9 protein-coding genes and 1 pseudogene are annotated in these 12688 nt (G+C 52.0%); 7 read left to right on the plus strand and 3 right to left on the minus strand.

What is annotated here, in order from left to right:
• The 3 genes from F1593_RS25820 to F1593_RS25830 all read right to left on the minus strand — a co-directional run.
• The coding region (locus F1593_RS25820) for a TOMM precursor leader peptide-binding protein (protein ID WP_149404440.1) at positions 1–1953 on the minus strand (1953 nt) is incomplete at its 3' end.
• A 14-nt stretch (positions 1954–1967) separates the two neighbouring features.
• The gene (locus F1593_RS25825) at positions 1968–3263 is read right to left on the minus strand and encodes a site-2 protease family protein (protein ID WP_149404441.1); all 1296 of its coding nucleotides are present in this window, start codon (positions 3261–3263) and stop codon (positions 1968–1970) included.
• 128 nt (positions 3264–3391) lie between these two features.
• The gene (locus F1593_RS25830; RefSeq protein WP_149404442.1) at positions 3392–3571 is read right to left on the minus strand and encodes a hypothetical protein; all 180 of its coding nucleotides are present in this window, start codon (positions 3569–3571) and stop codon (positions 3392–3394) included.
• Positions 3572–3820: 249 nt separating this feature from the next.
• Here F1593_RS25830 and F1593_RS30165 point away from each other — a divergent pair.
• The 7 genes and pseudogenes from F1593_RS30165 to F1593_RS25855 all read left to right on the plus strand — a co-directional run.
• Positions 3821–3989 (plus strand): annotated as a pseudogene (locus F1593_RS30165) (IS3 family transposase); the annotation flags it as partial.
• 444 nt (positions 3990–4433) lie between these two features.
• A complete protein-coding gene (gene fxsT, locus F1593_RS25835) occupies positions 4434–7052 on the plus strand; it encodes an FxSxx-COOH system tetratricopeptide repeat protein (RefSeq protein WP_149404443.1) in 2619 nt (872 codons plus the stop codon).
• Between the two features lie 136 nt (positions 7053–7188).
• Positions 7189–8013, plus strand: coding sequence for a hypothetical protein (locus F1593_RS28685; protein ID WP_172632455.1), 825 nt, complete (start codon positions 7189–7191; stop codon positions 8011–8013).
• Positions 7952–9079, plus strand: a complete 1128-nt coding sequence (locus F1593_RS25840) for a zinc ribbon domain-containing protein (protein ID WP_172632456.1) — start codon at positions 7952–7954, stop codon at positions 9077–9079. The genes F1593_RS28685 and F1593_RS25840 overlap by 62 nt, the downstream gene beginning before the upstream one ends.
• 278 nt (positions 9080–9357) lie before the next feature.
• Positions 9358–10377 (plus strand): alpha/beta fold hydrolase, encoded by a 1020-nt coding sequence (locus F1593_RS25845; protein WP_149404445.1) that lies wholly within the window; start codon positions 9358–9360, stop codon positions 10375–10377.
• A gap of 179 nt (positions 10378–10556) precedes the next feature.
• On the plus strand, positions 10557–11567 hold the full coding sequence (locus F1593_RS25850) for an aldo/keto reductase (RefSeq protein WP_149404446.1): 1011 nt from the start codon (positions 10557–10559) through the stop codon (positions 11565–11567).
• A 182-nt stretch (positions 11568–11749) separates the two neighbouring features.
• Positions 11750–12532, plus strand: coding sequence for a DUF899 domain-containing protein (locus F1593_RS25855; RefSeq protein WP_149404447.1), 783 nt, complete (start codon positions 11750–11752; stop codon positions 12530–12532).
• Positions 12533–12688 lie beyond the last annotated feature (156 nt).

Here is a 12688-nt window from a genome sequence, read left to right on the forward strand (position 1 = left end):
TATTTGTTGTGCTTGTAGCCTCGCGACCATGCCATGTAAAGCCATTTTGAGGGCTTCTCTTCCCGAAAGCCCATACCCCAGCGTCACCAGGGCCTTTTCAGGGTCTTCTTTTGTATAGACGATGATGATATGTACCGGGGAGTTATGCACCACTTCCAGGAGTGTAAAGATTTGTGGGAAGCGCTGAATTGTTGTCAGAAGAAATGTCAGATCAGGATCAGATGGTGACATCGCCTCCTGCGTCAGTTCAATGACCGCACTCTGCATACGCAGAAGCTCTCCTATATGCAGAGAGGTGAGAGCAGAGAGCATCCCACTGATTTGCACATCTCGAAACGTTGGGCCTACCGCGAATCCAGCCAATGTCTTCTCGAAGCTTCCTTGACTGTTCAGTTCTGAATACGGATATGCGGCTGCCGCAGGCACATAACAAATACTTTTTGAGAAGAGAGAAAATGCAGAAAGCCATCTGAGCGGCTTGCCTTGTTCTTTCATATGTATGCCAGACCAGGTTAAAAAAGCTTCTGGAGCGATAGCTTGTTTGCCGGTCTCGTGTACATCCTCTCTGGTCATAAGCAGTGTACTTCGTGCGTCTGGTAGAGCCATCGAATAATGGCAAACCGCTTCCAGGAGAGCTGCGTAACGCGCCTCCTGTACGTTTTCAGGGCTATATGTCGTGATTTCTGGATGTGTTCCTCGCGCGAAGATCGAGGTAGAAATCGACAGTTTTGTACACCGCAGAGGAATTTGCTCAATGCCATCATCTTGAAAAGCGCCGAACAGACCAAAAGAGGAATCCATCAAGCGAGAACTTCTTTCAAGGAGGTCTTTGCTGGTTGTTGGATGATCGTGCGCCCCCGCAACAAAATCGAGAAAATGATGTATATATGCACTCTGTTCGACATATGAAAAAAATGGGCATAACGGGTGTTTTACGAGTGTTTCACGCTTTGATGCGAGTGTTTCAATATCTCTCACTATTACAACGTTTTTATCCTCAGGAGGGATGATGCCTGTAAGTGTTTTGAAAAGTTCAAAACTAAGGCTATTTCCCAGCGTACTTGTCACAGGATAGGACACAGCAGACTCTTTAAAACGGAACGCATCCTTTAAGGCCAGGGTTTGCCAGAGCATACGAGCGCTATCCGCATCACTGTTGGCAGCAAGTCGCATCTGTCCACAGAACCAGCAAGGGTCCGTTATTGTCGGATTCACCAATGGGCCAATAAATGCTTTTCCGTTGAAAATATGTGCCGGAAGAAACTTGATGCGGCGAGCAAGACATCTCTGATTGAGTTCAAAGATCTCATCGAGAGAACCATTTTCTGAACAGTAGACCACAATATCGTAGGTGTCCAGGTAAGCATCGGAGCGATGTGATGAAGCATCGAGGAGGGAGAGAGAGGCTTCGATACCATGCTGCCGCAGATTGTCCACCGTGGAAGTAAGTATCTCTCTATACCTATGCATTGTATCGGTAGGAGCAAGCAAGAGATCCCGTAAGCCATTGTTGAGCAGTGAATTGCCGAGGGCGATAAGTGCCTCCCCGGAACCAACCAGCAGGATACGGCTCTCACGGAAGTCTTTGAAACGTTGCTGCGGGGTGTCAGCATAATGATCAATGAATTCTATTTGTGACCGAAAATAGTGATAGACCTCTTTTGCCAGCAGCGCAGGGTCTTCGGGAGATGCGTCCTTGAGAATGCCCTGTTGGATGAGTTCATGTATACATTTCACAATCATATCGGAGACCGTTGGATTCATACCTCGGCAGAGCTCCTCAAGCGTGTGTGTTCCATCCAGATACGCGCCAAAAGAGGAGAACCAGCGAGTAGCACTATCCCCTTTCAGGAGAAAATATTTCCCATCTCCAGTGAAGAGCAGATTCCTACCTTTGAGTTGAAAAGCCATAGTTTGCCTCAATTTAGGTCGGATAGTTGTAAGACGCGGCATGAGCCAACCTTCTCCTATTTGCTACTAAGATGATCATGTTCAAGCTGGTATTTATGAAACGCGCGATGTTTCCGGCTATTCATCTCCCATCGCGTCCAGAGTGGGTACATGATCACGACTGCAATCCCAAGGCACAAGAGAGGCCAACTCCAGAGACCAAGATACCGGGCGAGCAAGTGTGTATAGGAAGTCGCCAGCGTGGTACACCAGATCGTTGTGTAGCTGATCGAAAATACTCCATAGAAGAGAAAAATCAGCTTTTCTCGAAAATTACCTCGAAGCATCTGCTGAGCTGGTGGTATCTGTGTAAGCCCGAGTTTATAGAGCAGGCGTCTCACATTTGAAAAGAGAAAATTAAACGCTTTTTGTCTTAAATTCTCGATACCCAGGAGATCTGCCAGCAAATAATAGCCATCGAGCCTGATAAGTGGATTAAAATTGATAATAGCCCGTATGCAGGCGACCAGCAAAATAAGGATAATGCCGGTCCATAGCCAATGGATACTCGCCCCAAGAGGGAGAAGAAGAAGGGCTAAAGAGGTCAGAAAGAAATTCATTGCCATGCCTGCACTATGAGTAACTAGGCGCTGGGAACGCTTTGGAAACGCCCAGGCATCAGTGACATCACAATAACAAACAGGGCGGAAGAAATAGAGACCAACGCCGAAAGCCTGTACCTTGCCTCCGAAATGCTTGCAGGCAAAACCATGCGCCAGTTCATGAAAGAGACAGATCACAAAATCGAATGCGAGGCTTATCGCCACAAAACCAGGCAAGGAGCCATTCCATTGTGTCATTGTCGCGAGTGTCTTCTGTATGGGCTCCTGGTAGTGAAGAGACAGAAGAAGAGCCCCTGTATAGAGAACAAGCAAAGCGACACCAAACCAGAGTGAAAAAACATATTTGAGGCGCAGCGCCTGGTAGACGCGATCCATCCAGAGATCAGTCGTGATCAGATCTCTACGCAGGAGCGAAATGCGCATGAGCCAGTGACGTTGGCTCTTGAGCTTTTTCTTCCTTTGCTCTGGTCCATCTGTGTCTGTCTCAAGAAGAAAAAGCCGTGCAAGTTGATCGACAGTATACAGGACGGAGGCCACATTCAGGCCCAACTCTGCACCTATCACGTCGGGAGCTTTCGTCCCATCCAGACTCTGCATAATACAGACAACCGCTGCGCTCAAGCGGAAGTAGCGGCCAGTTTGGGTATCCTTTACCAGGTAACGCTGTGGGGAGGTTTGAACATAAACCAGATCAGTGAGTACTCGAGGATGCTGTGGTAGAGGATGTTCATCCGTTGTGACAATGCTCATACTTCATTCTCCTGACACTGATCGATCATACCTGTTATGCCTTTCATCTGAACGGCGGCTTCCTTACCCAGAAAAAACCTGCGGAGGAGGACTCCATGAAGAAATCCTCCACCTCTTCTGAATAGCTATTACGCCACACAGTAGGTTGGGCAGAATGCGCAAACATCACCACCCTCAGTGGTGACCGAGAAGGCTAAGCGGCTTTCCAACTCTTCGATTTTAAAATCCAATGTAGTGAGATCTTCTTCCAGAAACTGCTTTCTGGCTGCATCGAGCATCTCTTCTAAAGAGCTACGTTCTTTTTCCATTGTTCTTTTCTCCTTATATGTTAATATTTTGACAAGCCCTCGCGAGAATGAAAGTATCTCAACAATCCTTGTAAGGAAAGGATACTGAAAAATACTGCTTGCTGAAACCTCCAGTAGGGCGAAAAAGGGGGCGAAAAAGGGGGCTAGTTAATGTCGCAGCCCCAGGCCACGCAGAAAGCATCGACCGCAAGAGAGGAAAAAGATTGGTAGGTGCCATATCGGTGCAACCCCACTCGCCGCCTACCCTACTTTTTTGGCACATTGAAAGATGAGTGTGTGTGTAAGGAGCATCGTCTACTCATCTCATGATGAAGCGCGATCAGAACTTTTTACCTCTATGGAGATGTATTACAATCGCGTTCGCTGTCATTCGGCGCTCGGATACGTGAGCCCATGTATGTATGAACAAGTGGGGATCAACAGATGTAACGTAACGTTTGGCGTAGAGCAGTTTCCATGTTATAATAGAAAAGTCAACGTTACGTTACGTCAAAACGTTTTTCGTTCTCCTCATCTCAAACCTCTGGAGACTCTACGAAAACGGGACAAGCTCAGCTGAAAAACGATAGCAAAAGAGCAGATACACATAGCTAGAAAAGAACCTGCTTCTGTCTCGCCATTTTATTTGGCAGGTAACCACTCAGGACACTTGGCGACCGACAAAGTTTGCTGGCAAACATCCTCACACTACGTCTCAGTGCCTGCGGCGTCCAAAGGGGATACCTAAGTAGTTACTTTGGCAGGAATATTGACTGCGTAAGCTCAAAAGTCACGCCAATAATCCTGGCAAAACCGCGCAAGTTATTTGTCAAATGATTACTCTTTATGTGGAAAAAGCAGTCATTTTCTGAAGAGGGATGCGATGAATACTGATAGGATGCCTACCCCCAACCTGCGATTACGAGCAGAACGTGAGCAGCGGAAATGGTCACGCTTATACATGGCAGAGAAGCTGAACCTTGGTGATCCTAAAACGATAGGGCGCTGGGAACGAGGCACTGCCCAGCCAAGCCCTCACTTTCGACGAAAACTCTGTGAGCTTTTCGCAATGAGCGCCGAGGAGCTGGGTTTAATCTCATCAGGTGTGGCTCCATATGAAATACCTCCTCTCCATCCTAGCTTACCAATGTCGCAGCCCCAGACCGTGCAAGAAGAATCGATCGCAAGAGAGGGAAAAGATTGGTACGTACCATATTGGCGCAACCCTTTCTTTACTGGTCGCCAGGATGTGCTCACCTCCCTGCATACTGTTTTTTTCTCAGGGAGGTTGACAACCCTCTCCTATATCCAGGCGCTTAGTGGGCTAGGAGGGATTGGCAAAACACATATAGCAATAGAATATGCCTACCGTTATCGTGATCAATACGCTGGGATCTTTTGGGTACAAGCAGACACTCGTGACGACCTGGTTTCTAGCTGCACAGGACTGCTTGATTTTCTAGGACATCCACTCCGGGAGCGCCAGAAGGATGAAGATTCTCTTGGATTATTCAGCGACTGGTTGAGCAGGCATACTCGTTGGCTCCTGATCATGGACAATATTGAAGATTTAGCACTGATTCAACAAGTCCTGCCTGTAGACTGCCAGGGTCATATATTGTTGACCACACGCATCCAATCAACGGCATCCTTCGCTCGCTGCATTCCACTTGACAAAATGACAGATTCCGACGGGGCGCTTTTTCTCCTGCGTCGCATAAAACGCCTTGAGCCTGACGCCACGCTCGTTCAGTCTCCACCTACAGATCAGTGCTTAGGGCAAAGACTTTCAGATCTCCTGGGTGGTCTTCCGCTGGCACTCGATCAAGCAGGTGCATACATTGAAGAAACCGGGTGCAGTATCTCTGATTATCTGCAACGCTATACTCATCTGCGCTCTCAGCTTCTCGATCGGAGAGGGACATCAGTCAGAGATCATCCTCACTCTGTCACTGCTACCTTTTCTCTGGCCTACACACAGGTCAGGCAGAGGCAGCCTCTGGCAGCTGATCTACTCTGCCTCTGCGCCTTCCTCGCGGCAGATGGCATTCCCGAGGAACTCTTTCTCTCCGATGCGACTCGTCTGAGTAGATCAGAGAACTCAAGCGCCGAGGGTCTTATCCTCCCAGATCCGTACCAATTTGACCTGGCGATCGCTGTCCTGCGGAGTTTTTCTCTGGTGCAACGACAGCCCGAGACACAAACCATCTCGCTTCACCGCCTGGTTCAGGTTATCTTACAGGAGGGGATGAGCGAGCAAGAGCAGGTGAAGTGGCATCAGTGTGTGGTTCACCTGCTCAACGCGGCCTTTCCTGTTATCACCAGTGACACTGGGACAGACATCTGGGGACCTTGCGAGCGTCTTCTTCCCCATGTCATGACCTGTGCCGCAGTTTTTCCGACTCTCCTCCAGCACCAGCAGCTGGCTGAGTTACTCCTGAAAGCAGCGGACTATTTGGACCAGCGGTCCCAGTACGAACGAGCGAAATCGCTGTATCAGCAAGCGCTCCAGATCCAGGTCCAGGTGGTCGGTTTGGAGCATCCCGCCGTTGCCTCGCTCCAGAGCAAGCTGGCTTACCTCTATCGACTCCTGGGCGATTATGAACAGGCTGAGCGCCTGTTCCAGTCCGCGCAACAGGTGCTTGAACAGACCTGGGGACCAGAGCATCCTGAAATCGCGTTTCCACTCGAAGGTCTTGCGATGGTGTACTACGAGCAAGGCAAGTACGATCTGGCGCTTCCGTTGCAGCAACGAGCGTTGCAGATCCGAGAACAGACCTGGGGACCGGAGCATCTCGAAGTCGCCTTGTCGCTGAACCGCCTGGGGAATGTCTACATGGAGCAGCACAAGTACGATCTGGCTGAACAGGTGTATCAACGAGCGTTGCAGATCCGGGAACAAACAGGAGGGCTAGAGTACTTTCGGATAGCGGGCTCGCTCAGCAACCTGGGCAACCTCTATCGGGTGCAAGGCAGGTACGAACAGGCCGAACCACTCTGCCAGCGTGCGGTTCGTCTCGCTGAACAGACCCTGGGAGCAAGCCATCCTGATATGGCCGCGACGCTTGTGGTCCTGGCTGACCTCTACCGCGAGTGGGGGAAATATGAGCAAGCCAAACTATTGTATCAGCAAGCTCACTCGCTCTTTGAACAAGCGCTTGGTCCTGAGCATCACGTGGGAGCGTATCCCCTGCATGGTCTGGCTCTTCTCTACTGTGAACAGGGCTATTATGAGCAGGCTGAGGCACTTTTCCAACGCGCATTGCTGATCCGCGAGCGACGTCTGGGCCAACATCATCCTGAGACAGCCCAAATCTTGTACGACCTGGCGCGGCTCTGCAAGCTTCAAGGGAAGATGGACAACGCATCTTTACTAGCTGGAAGCTCTCTCCAGATCCACGCGCAGTCACTGGGAAACATTCACCCCAAAACGGTTGCTTCACGCGCCCTTTTGGCCCAGATAGAAGAAGCACGAAGAAGCACGAGGAAGCACGCAGGATAGAGGGTAGTTAACAGTTGCCTGATTTCATGTACTATCCTTATCCATCCTCAACTTCTTTCTGCATATGAATACTTGCTCCATGCTACAAATCATGCTATACTTTCGTCCAAGGACAAATGTTCGTCAAGGAAAAAAGATGCGGATCACTCGTACTCACCAACCCCTCACCTACGATGTGCGCTTACCTGACGAAGCCCAGGCCGATGCACTCCGTTTGCTGCATGTCTCGCGCTCTATTGTCAACCAGGCGCTAGAAATCCTCTGGCCGTCTCTTGATGCGTTTGGCGAACGGACCACAGGACCCGCTTGGAAACAGGTGGGGCAATATATCGGCAGCCCGCAGCCGCATGGAGATCGGCAGTGGCGCTGCGAGAGCGAAGTGGTCGGCCGCTTGCTGAGGGCGCAAGCGGAACGAAAAGAAGCCTTTGCCCTCATTGCCCCGATCCTCTCCGATGGCTTTATTTGCCCCAAGACGGAAAAGCGACCAGCAGGCAAGAACCGGGCGGCGCTGAAGCAAGCCATTGCCACGTTGCAAAAACAGGTGGAAGATGATGAAACCAGCTTTTTGACGCTGCAAAACGTCACCGAGCAATGCTGCAATTTTTTCTTGCAACACGACCATTTCCCTGCCTCATATGAGGAACTGCAATCCGTCCCGCTCCTCAAAGTCGGCATGTTGACCTATGCGGGCGATGATGGTCGTGAAAAAGGGCAAGCCTACCGCTTACACGTTGCGTTGGACGCTGGCATAGCACGGTTCCGGTTCCGCTATCCTGATGAACAGGGAGACTGGCACTGGCGCAAAATGGAGACGATCATTGTCTTACCCGATTGCCTCAAGGAGCGCCTACGTGGCGGAGCCCTCATGGCTCCGACGCTGCGGGAAGAGAGAGGGGCAAATGGAGAGCGGTTCGCCGGTGCTGGATTTCATCATCGAGGTGGAAAAAGAGGCTCCGCCTGAATGGGATGGGATGGGGCGAGTGCTTGGCGCAGACTGGGGCGTGCATTCCTTGCTCACCGCGACGGCGGTGGATGAAACTGGCGCGCAAGTCGGCAGACCGTTCTTTTTGGAGACGGGGGGCTTCGATGGGAGGCAGGCACGGACGCGCCGACAAATTGACGAGTTGAAGAAAAAAGTCGCACGCTTTGAGCAGGAACGAGATGCTGTGTCGCAAGGGCATTCCAAGCGAGCCTGGTACGAGATCCGCTTGGCGTGCTATCGCCGAGAGGTGGATCGGTGCTGGCGCAAGTATGAGCAACGCAATCGAGCATTGGCCCACCTTGCCAGTAATGTCTTGCTCCTGTTGTGCCGTCTGCATGGCTGCCAGTTGGTGTCGATGGAATCGCTCAAAACGCTGAAAACCACCGGGCGTGGAGTGCGTGGGCGCTGGCGCAATTACCGCAACAATGCCACGATTCGAGGCGAGATCTGGCGGCTCTTGCGGTACAAGTGTCATCTGGTGGGCCTGCGTTTTCAGACCTGCCCCCCACGAGGCACCTCGCATACCTGTCCCCATTGCGGTACCTCCGCCAGAACGTATCGCTCCCCAGATGAGCGGGGAGAAACTGTCCCCTGGGGACGATGGCTGTGGTGTGAGACCTGTAGCTTCAACGGGGATCGCGATTATTGTGCCTCGCTCAACATTGCTCGCCTGGGTATGGCATATCTTCTCCACATGAAACACACGGGCAAGGCGCGTGCTTGCTCGATCACTGACCCGCGGGTCAAGCCTGTGTCGTATACCGGCGCAGGCTCGGCGTTGCTGTTGCCGCCGACGGGACCAACCCCGCCCGACATATTCGGGGAAAGATCTGTTACGTTCCTGGTTGGTTGGGTTCGGCTTTCTTGCAATCGTCACTGCCGAAGGCGGTGTTCTTGCGATTGTATGGATAGTTGTATCTTGCTTAGGATAGTTACGGATTTTAGCAACGGTTCTGTTGCAAGAAGAAAGTTGATCAGTCAGAATAGCGAGAAAAGAAGAACAAGAGACCGGTTAGGCCGCGCGGAAATGCTAAATTCCTCATAGCACATGGGTATCATGGCGCAAAGCACAGTTTTAATCCACTTGTTCGACAATGAGTAGAACCTGGTTCCACAATGGCACTGTGAGCAGCATGGAATTGACATAATATGTTATGTTAATTTCCATATTTCGGCTGTATCATGATTGATTGAAGCCACCATATGTTGTGGTTCTTGTTGCTGCCACATGAGCGCTTCTATGGTGCCATCTTCTACCAGATAGGATGAGATGTGGTTGCCATTGGCGGCATTCCATCGGGCTCATGAACATCGGAGAGGTCTTTGATCCGGCACTCTTCCCCCCTTGTGGAGACGATTGCTCATACTATCGCAGAGATGATGCAATGCGCCCTGGCACCGGCGCATCTCCCCAATTCCCAGGAGGGAAAAGTGATTGTGCAGGCTTTCTTTCAGCAACTCCGCCACCTGATTCTCCAATCATTCTCGTCGTCCCATGTTCAACAGGAAAGAACGATTCCCTTTGAAAACATTGACACAATGGAATTCCCCCGTGAAGGATGCACCATTCGTTACTGGCTCACAGGCCCTGTGGAGCGCCCGTTCAATGTCCTTACACATGCAGCAGGCATCGATCATCGAGAATGGGAAGAGACCATAAAGGTGCTCGCCCGAGAATATCGTGTTTTCTATTGGGACGTGCGCGGACATGGGGACTCGCGCCCGGCAAGCAGTCCGTTTACGCTCGCACGCGCGACTGACGATTTATTGGCAATACTGGAGCATCTTGGGGCCAAACAGATCACCCTGGTCGGCCATTCAATGGGTGGCAATATCTCCCAGGAGGTGATTTTTCGCGTTCCCCAACTGGTGCGAGCGGCAATCCTCCTGGGTTGTACTTGGAACACGCAGAGGCTTTCCTTCCAGGAAAAATGGCAGGCTCGCCTGGGAGCGCCGTTGCTGAATCTGTATCCTTACAACCTGCTCCGTCGCCAGAGCGCTGACATCAGCGCAGAGCGCCCCGAGGTTCGTGCCTATCTCTACGAAGCGTTTGGGAGGCTGAGTAAAGCTGAATTCACAACAGTCATTCTCCAACTGCTGGAGGGTCTGCATGAAGAGCCTGGCTATCAGATTCCGGTCCCTTTTCTTCTGCTTCATGGTGAGCATGATCGAACTGGCAATATTCGGAAGCTGGCACCCATTTGGGCGCGAGCTGAACCGCAGTGTGAATATACGGTCGTTCCTCGTGCCGGGCATGTCGCCAATATAGACAATCCGCAGGCTTTCCACCAGTTGCTTCTGGATTTCCTCCACCGCCATACGCCCTTGCAATCAAGGAGCTGATTTCTCTTCCCCACTCTCGCCTTTTTGCACCCATTGACGCGGCTCCCGCCCTCTTCCCCAAATGTGCTGATCATGTGCGATGAGTTTAGGATCACCTGTGTGTCTTAGAGGTGAAAGGGAATTGATCCCTCTCGCACGTCTCGTTTGAATACAGAGAAACCTAGAAAAGGGAACCATTGATGGACATTACATCGTTAGGGCGTACCGGCTTGAAAGTCAGCCGAATCTGTCTGGGGACCGCGACCTTTGGCAATCAGGCAAACGAAGCAGCATCCTTCTCTCTTATGGATGCCGCTGATCAAGCTGGCGTCAATTTTTTTGATACCGCCGACGTCTATCCGTTCGACGCTGATTTAGAGAACGTTGGCAAGACGGAGGAGATCGTTGGGAACTGGCTACGTGAGCGCAAAGCCCGCGACCGCATCGTGCTAGCAACCAAGTGCTACAGCAAAATCGGTCCAGGCCCCAACGACGAAGGATTGAGCCGCCGTCACATTCTTGCCGCCTGTGAGCAGAGCCTACGCCGCCTCAAAACGGATTACATCGATCTCTATCAAGTGCATGCCTTTGATCCAACCACGCCTATTGAGGAAACGCTGCGTGCTCTTGACGACCTGGTGCACGCGGGCAAAGTACGCTATATTGGCTGCTCAAACTTCCCGGCCTGGCGACTCGCCGATGCGCTCTGGACCAGCAAACTGCTCAATCTGGCCCGTTTCGAGAGCGTCCAGCCCCGCTACAATATGCTCTTCCGCATGGTCGAAGACGAACTGATCCCGCTGTCTCAGGCTCATAACGTTGGCGTTATCGTCTACAATCCTCTTGCCGCTGGTATGCTGACCGGACGGTATCGCCAGACACGTACTCTTGAGCAAGATACTCGTTTTACACTAAAAAACAGCGGAGGCATGTATCAGAGACGCTACTGGCACGATCCTATGTTTGAGGCCGTTGACCGTCTCGCCGGCATCGTAGAGCCGCGTGGCAAGAAGCTTGTCGAGGTAGCGCTGGCCTGGGTTCTGGCTCAGCCTGGCATTACCTGCGCCATTCTAGGAGCCAGCAAGCTGGAACAATTCGCGGAAAGTTTACGTGGTGCCACTGTTTCATTAGATGAAGAGGAGCGCAAAATCTGTGATGATCTTTGGTACACCATGCCACGTGAGCGTGATCCCCTCCTTGCGCGTCGGTAAGCCTGACCCTGGCATGCTCATCGATGCGGCTACAGCCCCGCCCTCCAAATGTGCTGATCATGTGCGATGAGTTTAGGATCACTTGTGTGTCCTAGAGGTGAAAGGGGATTGATCCCCTCTCGCCCATCAAGTTTGAAATTGCATAGATAAAATCAGATTGATCAATAAGAAAGAGAGAAACTATGACCAATCATCAGACTGGAACACATGAGGAGTGGCTTGCGGCCCGGCTGGAGCTGCTGGAGGAAGAGAAGGCGTTGACGCGGCGCAGCGACGAACTGGCGCGCAGACGGCAGGAACTGCCCTGGGTTCGCATCGACAAGCCGTACCGCTTCGAGACAGACGAGGGCACAGCGTCCCTCGCCGATCTCTTCAGGGGGCGCTCGCAACTGCTTATCTATCACTTCATGTTCGGACCCGAGTTCACGGCAGGGTGTCAGACCTGCTCGTCGATCGCCGACGGCTTCGACGGCTCGGTTACCCACCTTGCTAATCACGACGTCACGCTCTGTGCGGTGTCACTGGCTCCGCTCGCAAAACTGCAGGCATACAAGCAGCGGATGGGCTGGAGCTTCCCCTGGGCGTCTTCGTTCGGCAGCGACTTCAACTACGACTTCAGCGTCTCCTTTACGGAGCAGCAGCAGCAGTTAGGAGCCGTCGAATACAACTATCGCCAGGGCGACGTCAGCTCACGCACCCACGACATCGCCGCAAACGAGGCGGTGGCTGAAGCCATGGCGAAGTTCGCGGCGGGTACCGGCACGGACGTGGCAACGTATGCGCGACAGACCCCTGGCATGAGCGCGTTCGCGCTTGAGGATGGCGTCATCTACCATACCTACTCGACCTACGCGCGCGGGTTGGATGGGCTCTGGAGCATGCAACAATGGCTCGACCGCGCACCACGCGGTCGCAACGAAGCAGGCCCCTGGTGGCGCCGCCACGACGAGTACGACAAGGAGTAAAACCACGGGTCACCCCGAATTGTTCGAACATCGGTTCGAACAATTCGGGGTGGTAGAAAAAGCAAGAGAAAAGAATGGATGATGCTCAATCCAGAGCCGGCTCAAGGCCCAACGAAGTCGATATAATGGTACGATGGTTTCTTTTAGCTTCTTTCC

This window comes from Dictyobacter arantiisoli, assembly GCF_008326305.1.
Taxonomy (GTDB): domain Bacteria; phylum Chloroflexota; class Ktedonobacteria; order Ktedonobacterales; family Ktedonobacteraceae; genus Dictyobacter; species Dictyobacter arantiisoli.